Annotated in this window: 15 protein-coding genes; 3 read left to right on the top strand and 12 right to left on the bottom strand. The window is 53.0% G+C overall.

Annotated features, from left to right (window positions below; translation table 11 throughout):
• The first annotated feature begins 93 nt into the window (after positions 1-93).
• Positions 94-624 (top strand): DUF2062 domain-containing protein, encoded by a 531-nt coding sequence (locus IB286_RS08595; protein WP_190764513.1) that lies wholly within the window; start codon positions 94-96, stop codon positions 622-624.
• Between the two features lie 14 nt (positions 625-638).
• Here IB286_RS08595 and IB286_RS08590 read toward each other — a convergent pair whose 3' ends face one another.
• From IB286_RS08590 to IB286_RS08580, 3 genes are read right to left on the bottom strand one after another with little or no spacing between them, the layout of a single operon-like run.
• Positions 639-1,880, bottom strand: coding sequence for a lipoprotein-releasing ABC transporter permease subunit (locus IB286_RS08590; protein ID WP_190764511.1), 1,242 nt, complete (start codon positions 1,878-1,880; stop codon positions 639-641).
• Positions 1,877-2,587, bottom strand: coding sequence for a lipoprotein-releasing ABC transporter ATP-binding protein LolD (gene lolD, locus IB286_RS08585; protein ID WP_190764509.1), 711 nt, complete (start codon positions 2,585-2,587; stop codon positions 1,877-1,879). Before lolD ends, IB286_RS08590 begins: the two co-directional genes overlap by 4 nt.
• The gene (locus IB286_RS08580) at positions 2,580-3,860 is read right to left on the bottom strand and encodes a lipoprotein-releasing ABC transporter permease subunit (RefSeq protein ID WP_223826245.1); all 1,281 of its coding nucleotides are present in this window, start codon (positions 3,858-3,860) and stop codon (positions 2,580-2,582) included. Before IB286_RS08580 ends, lolD begins: the two co-directional genes overlap by 8 nt.
• A 233-nt stretch (positions 3,861-4,093) precedes the next feature.
• Between IB286_RS08580 and IB286_RS08575 the strand changes: the two genes are divergently transcribed.
• On the top strand, positions 4,094-5,200 hold the full coding sequence (locus IB286_RS08575) for a 3-deoxy-7-phosphoheptulonate synthase (protein WP_190764507.1): 1,107 nt from the start codon (positions 4,094-4,096) through the stop codon (positions 5,198-5,200).
• A gap of 6 nt (positions 5,201-5,206) precedes the next feature.
• On the opposite strand, the gene IB286_RS08570 is transcribed toward IB286_RS08575, so the two are convergent.
• Positions 5,207-8,308 (bottom strand): efflux RND transporter permease subunit, encoded by a 3,102-nt coding sequence (locus tag IB286_RS08570; RefSeq protein ID WP_190764504.1) that lies wholly within the window; start codon positions 8,306-8,308, stop codon positions 5,207-5,209.
• Positions 8,298-9,443, bottom strand: coding sequence for an efflux RND transporter periplasmic adaptor subunit (locus IB286_RS08565; RefSeq protein ID WP_190764502.1), 1,146 nt, complete (start codon positions 9,441-9,443; stop codon positions 8,298-8,300). Before IB286_RS08565 ends, IB286_RS08570 begins: the two co-directional genes overlap by 11 nt.
• Before the next feature lie 113 nt (positions 9,444-9,556).
• Between IB286_RS08565 and IB286_RS08560 the strand changes: the two genes are divergently transcribed.
• Positions 9,557-10,195 (top strand): TetR/AcrR family transcriptional regulator, encoded by a 639-nt coding sequence (locus IB286_RS08560; protein WP_190764500.1) that lies wholly within the window; start codon positions 9,557-9,559, stop codon positions 10,193-10,195.
• Here IB286_RS08560 and IB286_RS08555 read toward each other — a convergent pair.
• From IB286_RS08555 to IB286_RS08525, 7 genes are all read right to left on the bottom strand, one after another.
• Entirely contained in the window at positions 10,192-12,171 is a 1,980-nt protein-coding gene (locus IB286_RS08555; protein ID WP_190764498.1) for a transglutaminase TgpA family protein, read from the bottom strand. The genes IB286_RS08560 and IB286_RS08555 overlap by 4 nt on opposite strands.
• Entirely contained in the window at positions 12,171-13,172 is a 1,002-nt protein-coding gene (locus IB286_RS08550; protein WP_190764496.1) for a DUF58 domain-containing protein, read from the bottom strand. The genes IB286_RS08555 and IB286_RS08550 overlap by 1 nt, the downstream gene beginning before the upstream one ends.
• Before the next feature lie 9 nt (positions 13,173-13,181).
• Complete coding sequence (locus tag IB286_RS08545; protein ID WP_190764937.1) at positions 13,182-14,108, bottom strand: AAA family ATPase; 927 nt, start codon at positions 14,106-14,108, stop codon at positions 13,182-13,184.
• A 99-nt stretch (positions 14,109-14,207) separates the two neighbouring features.
• A complete protein-coding gene (locus IB286_RS08540) occupies positions 14,208-15,419 on the bottom strand; it encodes an O-succinylhomoserine sulfhydrylase (RefSeq protein WP_190764493.1) in 1,212 nt (403 codons plus the stop codon).
• Positions 15,420-15,434: 15 nt separating this feature from the next.
• Entirely contained in the window at positions 15,435-16,955 is a 1,521-nt protein-coding gene (purF, locus tag IB286_RS08535) for an amidophosphoribosyltransferase (protein WP_190764491.1), read from the bottom strand.
• A gap of 99 nt (positions 16,956-17,054) precedes the next feature.
• Positions 17,055-17,582, bottom strand: coding sequence for a CvpA family protein (locus tag IB286_RS08530; RefSeq protein ID WP_190764489.1), 528 nt, complete (start codon positions 17,580-17,582; stop codon positions 17,055-17,057).
• Positions 17,583-17,745: 163 nt separating this feature from the next.
• Positions 17,746-18,402, bottom strand: coding sequence for an SPOR domain-containing protein (locus IB286_RS08525; RefSeq protein ID WP_190764487.1), 657 nt, complete (start codon positions 18,400-18,402; stop codon positions 17,746-17,748).
• Between the last annotated feature and the right edge of the window lie 72 nt (positions 18,403-18,474).

Genomic DNA, 18,474 nt, shown 5'->3' with positions numbered 1-18,474 from the left:
AACAGCCCTCAGATTAAAACTGGAGTCACTTCCTCTTACTGTGCATAATAGCGCCGCCCTGAATAACCGAAAGCACTATACGCCTAGCAAAGCATGGCTCGAAAATTTTTCAAACGCTGGCTGCCCGCACCAGAGAAAATGCGCGAACACCCCTCGGTGCGCGTCTTTGGCAGTTTGCTACATGACCCCAATCTCTGGCACCTCAACCGTCGCTCGGTCACGCTGGCGTTTTTCATTGGGCTGTTTATTGCGTTTGTTCCTATCCCCACCCAAATGCTGCTTTCGGCACTGGTCGCCATTATGTTGCGCGCCAATCTACCGCTGTCGGTCATGCTAGTGTGGATCACCAATCCGGTAACCATGCCGGCCATGTTTTACTTTACCTACAAAATTGGCGCATTGCTGTTGGGGCTGCCCCACAAAACCTTTGTGTTTGAGCTGTCTTGGACTTGGATTCACAACGAGCTGATCGAACTGTGGCAACCCTTTTTGTTGGGTTGTTTTGTTTGCGGACTGTTTTGCGGGCTGCTGGGTGCTAGCTCTATCCATGTCCTGTGGCGGGTTAATGTGATTCGTCGTTGGCGCAAACGCCAGCAGGAACGCCTAGCTCGGCAAACTCGCTAACACACCATTCAACATTAATGCTGTAGCGCTTGAGCCGGTGGTTGTCGCGACGCCCGCCAAGCGGGATACAGCGCTGCCAGCAAACTCATCAACAAAGCAGACGCACTTAACAACAGCACGTCCTCGGCTCGGATATCGCTGGGCAGATAACTAATGGGATACACATCTGAATTCAGAATCTGAATCCCGACAAGCTGCTCTACAGCGCTGACAATGCGGCCAATAGACCAAGATAACAGCAAACCAAGCAGTGCGCCTAAACCGGTACCCATGGCGCCAATCAGGCCGCCGAACACCATAAACGCCGCTAAAATATCCGCCTGACTCGCGCCTTGAGAGCGCAGAATAGCAATATCCCCGCGCTTATCGTTCACCACCAATACCAAGGTAGAAACGATATTAAACACCGCCACCGCCACCACCGAGAGCAGCATAATCACCACCAAGCGGCGGGACATTTGAATGGCGTGATACATATTGCCGAACTGGCGCGTCCAATCGCGCACATCATAATCCCGGCCATGAACCGCATTCAGCTCCCACGCCACCCGAGGTGCTTCAAATACATCGGCAAGCTGAACCCGCAAAGCGCGAGGCTGATTGGGCAATAACTGTTCCGCGCTGGCCATACCCATTAACACCAGCTCTTGATCCAATTCCGTACCGGTATCAACAATCCCGGCCAGACTAAAACGGGCAAAGTGAATGGGCCGGCGAGCCAAAGGGCTGCTCTCGGCTACACCGCCGGGAACGGCTAAAGAAATCGCATCGCCAATACTCACCCCCAGCTTGGCCGCCAAGGCCCGGCCAAGAAGTAATTTCTGAGGATTGGCCGCGTCATCCAATACCCGAAGATCGACAAATTCGCCCAGCCGGGAAACCTGCTTTTCCGCCTTCACATCAATACCGTTAAACAAAACCGGCTCCGCGTGAACGCCTTTAATCAACAGCGCATTGCCGCTGATAAATGGCGCCACCGCTAGCACTTCCGGATGTTGTTCAATGGCCTGTAAATCGCCCTGCCAATCAAAGCTATCGGCAACCAAGGTAGGCTGCAGAGTAATATGGGGCACCAGCGCCAAAATTCGCTGACGCATCTCGCGGTCAAAACCATTCATCACTGACATTACTGTCAGCAATAAGGCGACTCCTAAAACCAAGCCCGCCATTGATAATCGCGACAGAAAACTGACCAGCGAGTTACCACTGCCACCGGCGCTGTAGCGCACCCCCAAAATAAAAGGCAGACGCCTCATAGCTGCTCCGCCATAGGCTCAGTGGCAGGCAGTTCAGAGACGCGACCGTCTTCAATACGCAGTACCCGCTGCATGCGATTGGCAAGTAAGGGATCGTGGGTCACAATCACCAAACTGGTATCAAATTCCGCATTTAATTCATCCAGCAGGCCGTGAATACTTTCCGCATTATCGCGATCCAAATTACCCGTAGGCTCATCCATCAGTACGCAGGCCGGTTGATTGACCAAGGCACGCGCAATCGCCACTCGCTGGCGTTCACCCCCAGAAAGTTGCGCCGGGCGGTGACTCAGGCGATGCCCCAAGCCAACCCGCTCAAGCAACGGTTTGGCCGCATTTTCCGCTGCTCTGCGAGACTGCCCGGCAATCAGCAGAGGCATGGCAACATTTTCCAGTGCGGAAAACTCACCCAATAAATGATGAAACTGATAAACAAAACCCAGCTCGGAATTACGCAGTGCGCTGCGCGCCTTATCGCTCATACTGGCCAGCTCAACACCCGCCACCTTTACCGAACCGGAACTGGGCAAATCCAAGCCCCCCAGCATATGCAGCAGGGTTGTCTTACCCGAGCCTGAAGGACCAACAATGGCCAGTTTTTCACCGCGCGCAATCGCGAGATCGATGTCTTTTAAAATTTCCAGAGGCTGCCCGGCCTGCGGATAAGACTTGCAGAGTTTGGAGCAGGAAATCACCGGATTATTCATAACGCAGAGCTTCCGCGGGTTGCACCTGAGAGCCTCGCCAAGCGGGATACAAGGTGGCAAGAAAACACAGGCTTAAAGAAAACAGGGCGACAAAAGCCACATCCCAAGGGACAATTTTTGAGGGCAGATGACTGATGAAATACACCTGCGGATCAAATAAATACAGGCCGCTAACCCCTTCCAGCCAAGCCACCACATCGCCGACATGCAGCGCCAGAGGCAAGCCAATTAATACGCCGAGGACTACGCCCAGAACGCCGGTGCTCATGCCGTAGATCACAAAGATTTTCATAATACTGGCCGGCGTGGCACCCATGGTACGCAGCACCGCAATCGCACCGCGCTTTTCGGAAACCGCCATACTTAAAATCGAAATAATATTGAACGCCGCAATCACGATGATAAACAGCAACAGAATTCGCACCAGTGTCTTTTCCATTTTCACAGCGTGAAATAAGCTGCCCTGACTTTGGCTCCAATCCTCTCCCCGACTGCCCTCGGGCAGACTTGCTACTATCTCAGCCGTATGAAATGGCGCGGCAAACATATCCTCAAATTGCAGACGTAAGCCCTGCACATCTTTGCCGAGTTGGTACAAGCGCTGGGCATCATCCAAGCGGATAAACGCGGTACTGGCATCCAATTGCGCCCCGGCACTAAATACCCCCGCTACCACAAACTCCTTCTCACGGGGAAACATGCCAAATGGAGTCACGGTCACTTTGGGCAAAATCACCCGCAGTTTTTGACCCAAACGCACACCGAGGCTGCGCGCCAGAATATCCCCCAAAATAATGGGGTATTCGCCGTCTTGTTCAGAAAGATATTGGCCGGCCAACATGTGCTCGGCTAGACCGGAAACTTGCCGCTCCAATTCGGGATCAATGCCATACAGTGCGACCCCGCTAATGCGGCTGCCTGCACTGAGCATCGCTTTATCGCCGACATAAGGGGCGACACCGGAAACCCCTGCCCTAGCTGAAATTTCACTGGATAAAGACTGCCAGTTTGTTAAACGCTGTTGTGGACCTTCTACTCGAGCATGGGGCACAACGGAAAGTACCCGCTGCTGCAACTCGGCTTCAAAGCCATTCATCACTGACATCACCACAATCAGCGACAAAACCCCGAGCAACACCCCGAGCAGAGAAAACCAGGAGATCAGCGACATAAACTTATCTTTGCCCGATGCCCGGCGAAAATAGCGCAAACCGACAAACAACGGAAAATACGCCGTTTGTTTTGCTTCAATCGAGGTGGAAGTATCAGTCAAGAATTTGGCTCAACGTATGATGGTCGTGATTGTTATCAAGGAATTAACCGCCGACCTATAGTACATGGACTAACATCAAAATTGGACACCAAAAACCATTTCGCCTCAGACCATTTCCCCTAAGACCATAAGACAATCGTCACAAGAAGCAGTTGCACAAAAGGCGAATATGGCCGAAGCTTTTTATATATGCGTGTTAGCGTATTTCTGCGGGCAAAATAAGGACAACCCAAATGTTACTCATCCTTCACCCCGATATTCAAAGCACTGACGAAGCCTATATCAACACCATGGCGTTTCTCGACGCCCTGCCCGGCATTCAAGTTCGCCAGCATCAGGTTCAAGGCCAACAACAGGCGCTGACCGAAATCTATCTATTAGGAAATACCCACGCGCTCGATCAGCACGATATTGAAGCCCTACCGGCGGTCGAGCGGGTCATTCGCATCTCTGAGGATTATCGAATTCTGGGCCGCCACCGGGACGAAAAGCGGCTGGCCGGGTTCACCTATAACGGTATTGAATTCAGTCAAGACAGCCTGAATGTTTTTGCCGGGCTGTGCGCCGTGGACAATCCAAAACATGTTGAGGAAATGCTCTCGGCATTAAAAGCAAATGGCCTGCAATGCACTCGTATGGGTGCCTATAAGCCCCGCACTAATCCTTACGCATTTCAAGGGCATGGCGCCGATTGCCTACCGTGGGTATTTGATCTAGCCGGGAAATACGGCATCAAAGTCATTGCCATGGAAGTCACCCATGAACAGCATATTGCCGAGATCAATGAGGCGCTGGATCAATCCGGCAATCCCTGTGGGGTGATCCTGCAAATCGGTACGCGCAATACCCAGAACTTTGAATTACTCAAAGCGATCGGCCGCCAGACTCGCCACCCGGGACTGCTTAAGCGCGGTTTTGGCATCACCCTGAACGAATCACTTAACGCCGCCGAATATCTCGCCAGCGAAGGCAATAATCAGGTGATTTTTTGTCTGCGGGGTATGAAAAGTGACTTCGGCGCACCCCATCGCAATCTGGTGGATTTTGCCCAAGTCCCTACCGTAAAACGGTTAACGCGCATGCCGGTGTGTATCGACCCCTCGCACTCCGTAGGCACTCGCGAGCGCTCGCCAGATGGCATTCTGGAACTATGCCACGCGACCACTCAGGGTATTATCGCCGGCGCCAATATGGTTTTGGTTGATTTTCACCCAGCGCCGGAAAAAGCGCTGGTAGATGGCCCCCAAGCGATGTTGCTCTCTGAACTGGAACCCTTTTTGAAAGACGTGGAAATTGCCCGCAACGCCTACCTCGCCCGCAAGGCGTTGTGGGCGAATTAAGCGGTATTAGTCATGCGCTTTTAGGGTTTCTATCGGCGGCTCGTCACGCAAACTCTGCTGCGCCGATTCCGGCAAAAATTTCAGCATATAAGGCCGACGCAACACCGCAAACGCAGCGGGCACAAACACCAGAGACAGGGTTGTGGTCAATACCGTGCCGCCGGCCAACACAATGGCAAAGGGTGGCCAAAACTCCCCACCGAACACAATCAACGGAATCAATCCCGCCACAGTGGTGATCGTGGTCGAGCTGATATGGCGAGTACATTCCAGCACGATTTGAGTGATCTCCACCTTATTGCCACTCATCGCCAGTGGTGAGGATTTCAGCTCGGTGAGAATCACGATGGCCGCGTTTACCGCCAAGCCCATCAAACCCATCAAGCCGATAATCGCGGTAAAGCCAAAGGCGTATTGCGACAACCACAGACTCAGCATTCCCAAGCCCAGCGATTGAATCGCCACCGCAAAAGTAATGGCGGACAGGCGGAAGGAGTTGAATGACATAACCACGGTCAGCACTAGGAGTACCGTGATAATACCCATACTGCCCATCAGCTTGCCGACGGTTTCGTCGCGCGCTTCAGAATCACCACCAATCTGTAACTCATAGCCGGCCGGCAATTGGAAATTGGCCTCTTCCAGTTTTTTCTGCAGGCGGCTTTGCACAACGGCAGGCAGCAAATCCACATCGGAAAAAATATAAATATTATTGACCCGCTGACCATCGCGCCGTGAAATCACCGCCTGCGCGGGGCGCAATTCCACTTCCGCCAAGGCTGACAGCGGCCGCGCTCCCGTGGGCAGCGCCAGCGGTACCGACATCAACAAATCCACACTGGCGTCATTCACTTTTTTACCGGATACCCGCACCGGCAATTGCTCCGGCCCATCCAACATGGTGCTACTCACCACACCGTCAATAGTGGTCGATAACAGCTGGGAGAGATCTCGCAAACCCACCTGTGCTCGCTGGGCCTCACTCTCATCCACATCCAGCCAGATTTTCGGTACCACCTCACTCATGGAGTCTTGCACCTGAGTGACACCGTCGGTATTTAAGGCAATGGCACGGATCTGATCACCAATTTCTTTTAAGCGATAAAGGTTCGTCCCCAATACCCGCAACTCAACCGGTGCGTCACGCGGCGGCCCCTGCTCCAATTTTTTAACGATCACTTGCACCGTGGGGAACTGTTCATCCAGCTCGGCCTGCATTTTATGAATTAAGGCATTTACCCCTTTGTAGCCATTCAGGGTAATCAAGGCCTGAGCAAAATGCGCCGACCCATCTTGGCCACTTTTCAAGTTGTAATAGAACTTGGGGGCGCTGCTACCCACAAACCAGTGCAGGGATTTCACTTCCGGATACTGATTCAAGGTTGCGCTTAAACGCTCGGTCACCGCACGGGTTTGAAACACGCTGCTGGAGGCGGGAAGGAAAACTTCGATATCGATCATATCCCGCTGTGAGGGCGGAAAAAATTGTTCTGGTAGCGTTTGCGCAAGACCGAAACCCAGCACCGGCAAAATACAGCACAACACCATAATCCGGCGCGGGCGATCCAACACAAACTCCAGTAAGCGGCGATACATTTCCGCTAAACGATTGCTGGAAACCACCTTGTTGTGAGTATTGGCATTCAACCATTTGCTACTGATCGGCGCGATGATAAACAGCGAAATCAGCCATGATCCCAAAAGTGAAAACACCACGGTAATGGCCAGCGGCCCCACAAATTCACCACCGGAGCCGGGCATCAAGGCAATCGGCAAGAAGGTCAGCATGGTAGTCAGGGTCGAGCCCAGCAAAGGCACCCATAAATGGCGCACCGCCTTGCTGGCGGCGGCAGCCACCGAAAAACCGTTGCGACGATAGCGGCCAATCTGATCCACCACCACAATCGCGTTATCCACCATAATCCCCAGCGCCACAATTAAACCGGTGACCGACATTTGGTGAATCGCCAAACCGGTGAAGTGCATCATCGACAGGGAAAACAGCATGGTGACCGGCAGCGATAAAGACACCAACACCGCTGAACGCCAGCCAAGGGTGAAAAACAGAATCACAAAAATAAAGGTGAAACCGAGGAAGATATTACCGACCAACTCGCTCAAACGTTCAGTGGTATAAGACTGTTGAGAAAACAGTTCTTGAATGCCAATTTCTGCAGGCAACTGCGCAGAGAACTCCGCAATTTCAATTAACAGCTTGTCGGTCCACAAATCAGCGCGGGTATCAATTTCCGAGCGCACACCAATCGCCACCGCGCGTTTGCCATCGATAATGGCAAAATCTCCCGGTGTATCATCTTCACCGATATAAATATCCGCGACATCCTGCAACTGCACCGAACCGCCATCGGGCAAGCTCAACAGCGGCGTACGACGGATACGCTCCAACTGATCGTAACCACCGACCAGCTCCACCGACTGACGGTAGTTTTTATCCAGCAACTGCCCCGCCGAGGTTTTCGCATCACTCTTGGACAACAAGCCGGCAATACTGGGCACATCCAAGCCCACCGAGGCCGCTTGCACCACATCCACTTTTACCTGAACTTGCTCTTTCGGCGCGCCGTGCAAACGCACCAAATCGGTATTGCTTAAACCCTGAAGGCGACTTTGCAATTCTTCTGCGTAACGACCTAAACGCAGAATGTCGGGCTCACCGCTGCCCTTCCACACCAGTGCGCCAATCCAGGTGTAAGCATAGAGACGGTCGGTATCCAGCACCGGAGCAAGCACATCTGAAGGGAGCTTTTTACTGACTTGCTCAAGTTTATCGCGCACCTCGGCCCACACTTGATCTGTGTCATCGGGCGCAATTTCTTCATTAATTTCAACAATCACCACCCCAATGCCCGCCTTGGATTTTGAGGTCACGGTTTTTACTTCCGGCAATAAACGCAGTGCATTTTCTACCGGCTCAACCGCCAGGGTTTCCACCCGCTCAGCGCTGGCTCCGGGAAACACCAGCTGAACAAAGGCGTGGCGATTACCAAAGCGAGGATCTTCCTGCCGGGGCAATTGTTTAATTGCCACCAAGCCGGTAACTAGAATCAGCGCTAAAGCCAGCGCAATAGTGCGGGGATTATTTAGCATCGACATGGACCTGAGCATAGCCGCTCAATGATTCGGTCATATTCAAACTGCTCAGACCTTTAGCCGGGCGCACCAATTGCCCCGGCGCCAGCTTGTGAATACCGCCGCTGACCAATAGATCGCCGTCTTTCAATTCCGCATCGACAAAGACTTGGCCTTGATACTGATACAGCACCCGCACTGAACGTTTTACAATTTGCAGCTCACCCGCCTCATTGGCCGCCAATTGGTAAACCGCCCAAGTGCCGCGCATATCTTCTAACAGCGCCTGTTTGGGCAGCCAGAAGCCGGGCTGGGGACGCTGCTCGGGAATCAAGGCATAAGCGGTTTGGCCGTCTACAAAGGGCGATTCGGCTGGCAGGCTGATACGCACCATACGGGTTTGGGTACGCCAATCAAGATTGCGTGCGATGGAAATTACCGCACCGTGACGCTGGCCGGCCTCGCCAAAGACCTCAAGATCCTGACCGATGACCAACTGCTGAGCCAGCTCGCCCGGAATGCCAAACAAGGCTTCATTTTCGGCAACTTCTACTAACTCCAGTGCCGGTATTCCCGGTTCGACAACAGCCCCCTCTTCCACTTTCAGGCCCGCAATTTCGCCAGCGAAGGGCGCTCTCAATACCGATTTTTCAAGCCGCAATGACACCCCGCGCAAACGCTGCTCAACCTGCTTTTGGCGAGCCTCGGTAGCGGTGATATTACTTTTCAGATCGTCCAACTGACCGGCGGAGACATAGCCTTTTTCCGACAGGGTTTCAAAGCGCGCCAGATCCCGGCGCAATTGTTCTAGCTGTGCCAGCACTTCACGCTTACCCGCTTCGAGTTCGGCTTTTTCAATCTGCAGACCTTCGGTGTCCAATCTGGCCAATTCCGCCCCGGCGGCAACAAAATCACCATCATCAACACTGACCGACTCAACCAAACCTTTCAGTTCAAAGCCAATCACCGAGCGTTTACTGCCCAACACCCGCCCGGCAAAAAGTCGCTTGGCTTGGTAGCTGTCCTGCAGATTCACGGTCACCGTGGCCACTGGTCGCACTTCGGCCACCGCCGCTGTCGCGCCAAGAGCAATGATGAATGCCGCAAACACTAGGGTTGCAGAAAAGCGCACCGAACTTCTCGCCAGATCCATGTCAAACATTCCAATTAGACTGAAGAGTCCAGAATATAATTTACCCAAACTGGACTGTCCAGTTTGATTTTATTACTATCTCTTCACCTACTACGAGATTGCCGAAAGCACCGATGAATTCTGCCAGCCCCTCCCCAAAACGCGGCCGCAGCAAAAGCGAAGAAAAGCGCTGCCAAATTATAGACAGCGCCGCCAAACTATTTCTGGAGCAGGGTTTTGAAAATGTCAGCATGGACAATATTGCCCGCTTGGCCGGGGTATCCAAACAGACGGTTTACAGCCACTTTGGCACCAAAGAACAACTCTTTAGCAGCGCAATAGAAAGTGTTGTCGAGGAATACGAACTGGGCCCTTCGATGAATCGAAGCAGCGATCCCGAGGCCTATTTGCGCAGCTTCTGTGTTCACCTAGCGCAATTACTGGTTAGCGAAGAAGCCTTGGGTGTGCATAAAGTCTGTGTTGCCGATGCCGGACGCAGCAATGTCGCTCAACTGTTTTGGGAAGCGGGGCCCAGTAAAATCCGCAAGCAATTACTGGATTTTTTACAACAACAAAGCGAAGCCGGCTGGCTGGATATCGGCGATCACGACACCGCCTGCACGCAAATGATTGCCCTTCTTCACGGCGAGCAACACAACTGTGCAATATTGGGTTTGAATACGACATCCTCTAATGAGAACCAGAAAGACAAGATTGAGCGCTACGCCCAGTCCTGTGTCGATGTTTTTCTTCGCGCCTATCGCCGTAATTAAATGCGCCGCGCTTTAGCAAGCGTTTTCATCTGCAACAGTGCCTTATTATTATCGCCACCCGGCCGATAGCGCGCCGCCACATACACCTCGGTCACCTCGGCAAACCACACTCCCCACTCCGGCGCTTGGGCCTGAATACGCTGTAAATATTGATGGGGGGTTTCACCTTCCCGTCTTCCTATTCCACTGAGCTTGGCCAATTGCTGACAACACGCAAGATAACGCTGCTCCAGCTTTGGCAGCTGGGCTCCGCGTTCAAACCGAGTGGCCCAAATACCCAGCAGCAATAAAGGTAAACCTCCGAAAAGCAGCAAGGCGATCAATAAGCGCTGCATATCAATTTTGCCAAGCAACTTCACCAAGACCGCACTTTGGCTGTCGCTGTCAAAATTCACCACCCAACGGGCCCACGCATAATTGATCCGATCGGCCATTGCGCGAATTTCCGCCGCCCATGCAAAATTGCGTAACGACAGCGGCGCAGCATCGAGAAAGCCCTGCACACCGCCAAATACAGATTCTGCCCCCAAGCGAATTCGGTCGGGCGAAACCGTGGCGGTGGGGTCAACCCGAAGCCAGCCCTGCCCCTCTAGCCAGACTTCAGCCCAAGCGTGGGCGTCGGATTGATACACCCGAAAATACCCCTGCTCCGCATCCATTTCACCGCCCTGATAGCCGACCACCAAGCGCGCGGGGACACCGGCAGCACGCAGAGCAAAGACCAGGCTACCGGCAAAGTGTTCACAAAAGCCCTGCCGGGTTTCAAACAAAAACTCATCGACATTATCTTTGCCCAAGCGCGGCGGCTGCAGAGTGTAAATAAACTGTCCGCTGCGGAAATACGCAAGTGCGGCAGCCAAGCGCTCACTGGGCTGGCTGTATTGAAGCCGCCACTGCTCAGCCAAGGCGCGGGTACGCGGATTAATATCATCGGGTAACTGCAGGTTTCGAGTTAACTCGTGCTTGTGCGCGTCGATTTGCACATCCGCAAACCACTGACCCTGATATTGAAGGCGGCCATTGCGCGGTTTTCTCAAAAGCCACTGACCGGCACCGGCATAGTGAGCATCTGTATCCTGCAACACCGACGGCGTCAGACTGTACAGCCATTCATGGAAGTTGCTTTCAAGGGTGATGGTATAGCTTAAATCCGGCTCGCTCCCGCCTTCTTTTATCGACTCGGGAAGCGCGACAAGACCTTTATAATCTGAACGCGACCAGCGCCTGCCCTGCAGGTTTTCCAATACCAGTCCACGCCAGTAACGCTGTTCGGCGGCAGGCGGCTCGCCCTCAAATTGCACTCGAAACGCCAAATCCGCCGAGGCGATCAGCGAAGAAATATCGCCGAATTCAACATTATCAGACATGCCGGTACGCGCACTTTGCGAGGGCAGCGGCATTGTCCACAGCGGCCCGATACGGGGAAACACCACAAACAAAAACAGCATTAAGGGAACCGCTTGTAGCAGCATTAAACCGGCGAGTTTCAAACTCGCTGTCGGTGCTAACTGGCCACCATAAAAGCGCTGCTGTGCGGCGAGCAACACCAATAACTGCACAATCGCCACCGCCAGCGATAACAAACCCTGTTCAAATAAAAACCCACAACCAAGGCAGAAATAGCACAGGAATAACACCAGCCAATAATCCCGGCGGTGTTTCAGCTCTAATAATTTCAGCACTAGCGCGATAACCAGCACCGCCACCATCGGCTCAATGGCGAGAAAACGCCCATAGCTGAAATAGATACCGCTGAATCCAGCCAGCACCAAAGCTGTTTTAATCAGCGCCGAAGGATGCACCCAAGCCGATCGCAGCACCTTCCAATACCAGAACGCCACACTGCCCCACAGCAGTATCGTCCACACCGGCAGCACCTTGTATAAAGGTAAAATCACAATCAACTGCGCAGCTAATACCCAAGGCCCGGCGCGGGAATATTGTTCGGCACTGAATTCATTGTGCTCGGCACTCATCAGGACACCCCTGCCGTTGAATTAGCGGTTTTTAGGGGATCAAACTGAGCTAAGGCAGCCAAGACATTGGCCAGATGTGCCGCGCCAAAACCTGACTCAATTATCTGATTTGGCAAGCTAAGCCCAAAGCCCAAGCCCCGCTGATCACACTCCAACGCCCATGCGCAAAGCGTGCTCAGACGATCTTCAGTACCCAAACCCGGCAGACTTTCCCAATCCAAAATTAATTCATGGGACAGTGACTGCTCAAAATGTTTGCTGAGTAATTCCTGCCCTTTGGCATAAGCTTTCCAGTAAATCCGGCGCGGCGACTCTCCCGGCTGATAGCGTTCAAAGCCGCTAAATTGCTCACCGTCATGGAGGCGATCAGCCCCACCCTCTTCCCCGCTAGATTCCGCAGTTTGTAGTGGGCGCAATGCTCTCGGCTGGGGATAGACCAAACACTGCCAATCGAGCGCAGGCAGACTCCAGCAGCGCAGCAAGCCTAAAGGAAAATCTGAACGCACCCGCAGCCGATTCGGCTTTAACAAGCCCCGCTGGGTCGTGGGGAATGGCAGCCTGATTGTAAGTTCTTCATTGGCCCCCGCCATTTCCGCAATCTGACTTTCTTGGCCATTAAAACCTAGCGAAACCGCGTAGCGCGCTCGCGCGCCCGATTTCAGATGCAGATGAAAATGTGCATCCTCTCCGGCAAACACCGGCTCCGCCGCCCCGGCTCGCAAACTGAGCCCAGATAGATTGGCAAAGGTGTGCAGAATACAAACCAAAAACAAACTAAATAGAGTAAAACACAGGGCAAAAACCAAATTGTTCTGGTAGTTAATGGCCAGTAGCAATATCAGCAATAACATCCCCAGAAACAGCAAGCCCGGCTTGGAGGGAAAGATATAGGTTTGGCTGTGATTCAGCGACAAGGCGCGCTGCGGCGGGCTTCGCCTAGCCAGCCAAGCATTAAAGCGCCGCTCGGCCTGGGCCCGCAAAAATGACAGAGGATTCGCCATAAATGGGGCTTAAGCCAGTACCGGCACTTCTGCCAATAGGCGCTTCACTAGAGTTTCACCTTCGACGCGGTGATCGGCAGCGGCTTGCAATCGGTGTCCCGCAACTGGCTCTAAAACCTGCTGAATATCATCGGGTAATAAAAAGTCCCGCCCCTCAAGAAATGCCCACGCTTTGGCAGCCTGTAGCAAGGCGAGTGACGCACGGGTAGACAGGCCAAAGGCAAAGAAACTGTCTTGTCGAGTGAACGCAATCAAACGCTGCAGATAGCTGATCACACTGCCCCGCGCTTCTATTTCACTCACGCGCTGCTGTAATTGAGTGATGCGCTCACCGTCCAGCAAGGCGCGCAAATGTTTAATTTGCTGACGCGGGTCGCCACCTTCCAACAGCAAACGCTCGGAGCGCTCATCGGGGTAACCCAGCGATATCCTCATCATGAAACGATCGAGTTGAGATTCTGGCAGCGGGAAAGTACCGGACTGAAAAATCGGATTCTGCGTCGCCATCACAAAAAACGGCTGGGGTAATTTTCGCGTTTCCCCTTCGATGGTGACTTGCTGCTCCGCCATCGCCTCCAGCAGTGCACTCTGGGTTTTTGGGCTGGCGCGATTGACCTCATCCACCAGCAAAAACTGGGTAAAAATGGGCCCCGGATGGAAATGAAAGGCATTGGTGTTGCGATCAAATACCGACAGACCAAGCACATCCGCCGGCAGCAGATCACTGGTGAATTGCACGCGCTGGTATTCAAGCCCCACCACTTTGGCAAACACCTGGGCCAAGGTGGTTTTACCCACGCCGGGCAAGTCCTCTACCAGCAGATGGCCACCGGCCAGCAAGCAGCACAGCGATAACTGTACTTGTCGGGATTTGCCGAGAATGAGTTGGGAGATTTCCTGTTGCGCCTGTTGCAACAGGTCTTTATCGGATGTCATCACGCAGTAAAACCTTAAGCCTTCGCTTGAGAGGAAGGCTTAGAGTTTACTGATACTGGCTGGCACAGGCTATGCTAACCATCAGATTTGAGTTGCAGCTCACAGGGCGTCTAAACCGCGCTGCATGTCTTTAATCAGATCGGCAATATCTTCAAGGCCGACAGCAACACGGATAAGATTCTCAGTAATACCGGCGCGAGCCTTGTCTTCGTCACTGAGTCTGCCGTGAGTTGTGGTGGCCGGATGCACAATCGTGGTTTTGGCATCACCCAAATTCGCGGTAATCGATACCAAACGCGTGGCATTAATAAACTGCCACGCCGCTTCGCGACCGCCACAAACCTTGAATGACAGCACCCCGCCAAAAGCGCGTTGCTGGCTAGCCGCCAAAGCATGTTGCGGATGTTCGGGTAAGCCGGAGTAAAACACCTGCTCGATACCATCCTGCTCATTCAACCACTGAGCCAGTGCTAATGCGTTGGCACTGTGGGCCTCCATACGCAGGCGCAGTGTTTCCAGACCTTTTAGGAAAACCCAGGCGTTAAAGGGGCTCATGCTGGGGCCGCAACTGCGAATAAAGCCCAGCACTTCATCCATTTCCGCTTTGCGACCAACCACCGCGCCACCGACGCAACGGCCCTGACCGTCCAGATACTTGGTCGCCGAGTGCACAACAATATCCGCCCCTAACTCCAGCGGTTTTTGCAGCGCCGGGGTACAGAAACAGTTATCGACCACCAGCAGGCAATCGCGCTTTTTGGCTAGCGCCGCCAGTGCCCGAATATCGGCAATTTCGGCAAGAGGGTTAGACGGCGTTTCCAAAAACAGCAGACGGGTATCGGCACCAATCGCCTGCTCCCACTCATCAATATGCAGTGGCGAAACAAAGGTGGTACGCACCCCGAGTTTGGCCATGAATTTGTTCAACAATACCGTGGTGGTGCCAAAAACACTGCGCGAGCAAACAATATGATCACCGCTTTTCAGTAGCGCCATACAGGTAGAGAGGATAGCGGCCATACCGGAGGACGTGGCCACCGCCATTTCGGCACCTTCCAGCGCCGCAATACGCTCTTCAAAAGTCCGCACTGTGGGGTTGGTATAGCGAGAATAAACATTGCCGGGCTGCTCACCAGAGAACCGCGCCGCCGCTTCTTCTGCCGAGGCAAAAACATAGCTGGACGTGGTGAAAATAGGCTCTGAGTGCTCGCCTTCCGCCGTGCGTGTTTGACCCGCGCGCACGGCTCGCGTATCAAGCTCAGCCTCAGCCAAAACCGCTAAACGCTGCTGTAAATAACTGTCGTCCGTCATGCTGTTCGCCTCCTTTTACGAGGCATCGTTATGCAAGCCAATCAATGCACCATCACCTACGGAGGCATTGCGCTGGCTTTGTGAATTGTCATTGCGGTCGGCTTCCAAGCGATCCAGATACATCTGATCAACATCGCCAGTGACATACTGACCGTCGAACACGGCGCAATCAAAATCGTCCACATTGGGGTTACCCTCAGCGGAACAGGATTTCAGATCTTCCAGATCTTGGTAGATCAGCCAATCCGCTCCAATTTCCACGCGCACCTCATCGAGGTTGCGGCCATGAGCAATGAGCTCAGTCGCCGAAGGCATATCGATACCGTACACGTTTGGATAGCGTACCGGCGGCGCAGCGGAAGCAAAATACACTTTGGCCGCACCGGCCTCGCGGGCCATTTCAATAATCTGCTGACAGGTAGTGCCCCGTACAATGGAGTCATCCACCAGCATCACGTTCTTGCCTTTGAATTCAAGGCCGATGGTGTTGAGCTTTTGTTTGACCGACTTCTTGCGCTTGCTCTGGCCGGGCATAATAAAGGTGCGGCCGATATAGCGGTTTTTCACCAAACCTTCGCGGAATTTCACGCCCAGAATCTGCGCCATAGATTGCGCGGCAATACGACTGGAATCTGGAATTGGAATCACCACATCGATATCGTGCTCGGGGCGCTCACGCAGTACTTTCTCTGCAAGCCGCTCACCCTGACGCAGGCGCGATTTGTACACTGAAATGCCGTCCATAATGGAATCCGGACGGGCAAAATAAACATGCTCGAAAATACAGGGGCGCAGACGTGGATTTTCAGCGCACTGGCGAACATGCAAATTGCCCTGCATATCAATAAATACCGCCTCGCCCGGCGCAACATCGCCAATCAATTTAAAGCCCAGCGCATCCAGCGCCACACTTTCAGAGGCAAGCATATACTCCACCCCTTCAGCAGTTTTGCGCTGACCGTAAACCAGCGGGCGAATACCATTTGGATCTCGAAAACCCACCACACCATAGCTGGCGATCATGGCAACCACGGCATAACCACCACGGCAGCGCTTGTGGACACCGGTTACAGCGGTAAACAAATCATCCGCCGATGGCACCAACTTACCGAGGCGCTGTAATTCGTGAGCAAAAATATTCAGTAACACCTCAGAATCGGATTCGGTGTTGAGGTGACGCAAGTCAGACTGAAACAGCTCGCGGCTTAATTCCTCTGAATTGGTCAGGTTGCCGTTGTGGGCAAGGCTGATACCGTAGGGCGAGTTTACATAAAACGGTTGCGCCAAGGCCGGACTGGAGGTCCCTGCGGTGGGATAGCGCACATGGGCAATACCCATGGTTCCCAACAAACGCTGCATATGGCGAGTATGAAAAACATCGCGCACGAGGCCATTGCCTTTGCGCTGATGCAGTAAGCCGCCCTGGCAAGTCACAATCCCGGCGGCGTCCTGGCCACGGTGCTGAAGTACGGTCAGGGCATCATAGAGATCCTGATTCACATTGCCCTTGGCGACGATACCCGCTATCCCACACATGCAGTTTTACCTCACTGGCACGAATTCTATTTTTACAATATTGAGTAACAATATTGACTAGCCAAACCGGCACTACACCGATCTGATTGATGAATATGATTAGCCCATCGGCTCTTTGTTAAGCAGGTTTTTTACGCCGGCGACCAGATCCCCAAAGGTTTCTTCTGACCACTCCTGCATCACTAAAAACTCGGGAATCAACTGTGACTCCTGCCACCAGTTATCCTGCTCAATACCGGCCAGCAATGAGGGCAATACCACCAACAAGGCCAACACCACGATAAATCCACGCACGGTGCCAAACATCATGCCGAGCAAACGGTCGGTGCCGCTTAAACCGGTGCGCTTCACTAACTGAGAAACAAGGTGGGTGGCGAGACTGCCCAAGACCAAGGCGCCAATAAATAACAGAATGTAGGCGAGAATATCGCGCACATAGAGTTTGGTGATATGGGGTTCTAAAAGCGCCACCATCGGGTCGTGAAACGCAATGGTGATGAAAAATGCCAGCGCCCAAGACACCATAGACAGGGCTTCTTTAACAAAGCCGCGAAGTAGGCTGATAAGGGCTGATGCGACAATAACACCAATAATGGCCCAGTCTGCCCAATTAAAGCTCGCTAACACTTGGCGCGTGTCTCCGATTGATTGCCCTACTAACTAAAGGGTGATTTCCCTTTTCTGAGGGAGTAGCCGCGAATTCTATCAAGCCGACTCGTTCAGCCCAAGCAAGAATTGCTGTGAACAGTAACAACTACACGCATAAATGGTGTTTGCGTGTTGAAATAAATCAGGGATTGGCCTCAAAACGCGTAACGATGGATTTCACTTTGAAAGCGGTATTGATTTCGGCCTGCTCCGCCTCGGCCAAATCTTTAGCTAAATACGGGCCGACCAGTACCCGATACAGACCGCGATCACCGGTTTTACGATAATCAACATAGGCTTTATAACCCTTGTCTTGAATTTTGCTTTTCAGTTTTTCGGCATTGGCCGACTGACCAAAACTACCGACCTGAATCAACCAGCCATTGGGCAGTTTATTGTCATCGAGAATCGGCTGATTCGCAGGCTTAGTTTTAGGCTCTGCCGCCGGTTTGCTAACCTTGGCTGTTGGTTTGCTAACAGGGGGTTTCTTCTCAGCTTGCACAGACTCTTTAGGAGCTGATTGTTTTTCTGGCGCGGGCGGCTGCAACATAACCACCTCTTCCGGCGCTAAATCAGAAACCGGCAACACCGGCTGCTCCGGCACTAAACGGGTGTCAGCACTGGGAATGCCTTGGGGTTTTTTAGGTGCGCGATCCAGAACAGGATCGATATGTGGCGCAACCGGAATTTGGGTGGTGCGATCCAACTTGTATTCCGCCGGGCTGTCGAACAGTACCGACCACAGGATCACTCCCGCACACAGCAGTACCAATGTTCCAACCAGACGCTCTCTTAACATGCCTTTCTATCCTTGCTTGTGCTTTTCTTCGCAGGGTTTTATTGCTTGCGCATGGTATCGCGCTGTCGCCAT

The organism is Spongiibacter pelagi (assembly GCF_014705705.1).
Taxonomy (GTDB): Bacteria; Pseudomonadota; Gammaproteobacteria; order Pseudomonadales; family Spongiibacteraceae; genus Spongiibacter; species Spongiibacter pelagi.
The sequence above is the reverse complement of the archived record's forward strand: the minus strand, read 5'-3'. Positions and strand labels throughout refer to the sequence as shown.

Coding starts and splice junctions, on each gene's coding strand:
- IB286_RS08595 (WP_190764513.1), top strand. CDS start 94: ATGGCTCGAAAATTTTTCAAACGCTGGCTGCCCGCACCAGAGAAAATG.
- IB286_RS08590 (WP_190764511.1), bottom strand. CDS start 1,880: ATGAGGCGTCTGCCTTTTATTTTGGGGGTGCGCTACAGCGCCGGTGGC.
- lolD (WP_190764509.1), bottom strand. CDS start 2,587: ATGAATAATCCGGTGATTTCCTGCTCCAAACTCTGCAAGTCTTATCCG.
- IB286_RS08575 (WP_190764507.1), top strand. CDS start 4,094: ATGTTACTCATCCTTCACCCCGATATTCAAAGCACTGACGAAGCCTAT.
- IB286_RS08570 (WP_190764504.1), bottom strand. CDS start 8,308: ATGCTAAATAATCCCCGCACTATTGCGCTGGCTTTAGCGCTGATTCTA.
- IB286_RS08565 (WP_190764502.1), bottom strand. CDS start 9,443: ATGGATCTGGCGAGAAGTTCGGTGCGCTTTTCTGCAACCCTAGTGTTT.
- IB286_RS08560 (WP_190764500.1), top strand. CDS start 9,557: ATGAATTCTGCCAGCCCCTCCCCAAAACGCGGCCGCAGCAAAAGCGAA.
- IB286_RS08555 (WP_190764498.1), bottom strand. CDS start 12,171: ATGAGTGCCGAGCACAATGAATTCAGTGCCGAACAATATTCCCGCGCC.
- IB286_RS08550 (WP_190764496.1), bottom strand. CDS start 13,172: ATGGCGAATCCTCTGTCATTTTTGCGGGCCCAGGCCGAGCGGCGCTTT.
- IB286_RS08545 (WP_190764937.1), bottom strand. CDS start 14,108: ATGACATCCGATAAAGACCTGTTGCAACAGGCGCAACAGGAAATCTCC.
- IB286_RS08540 (WP_190764493.1), bottom strand. CDS start 15,419: ATGACGGACGACAGTTATTTACAGCAGCGTTTAGCGGTTTTGGCTGAG.
- purF (WP_190764491.1), bottom strand. CDS start 16,955: ATGTGTGGGATAGCGGGTATCGTCGCCAAGGGCAATGTGAATCAGGAT.
- IB286_RS08525 (WP_190764487.1), bottom strand. CDS start 18,402: ATGTTAAGAGAGCGTCTGGTTGGAACATTGGTACTGCTGTGTGCGGGA.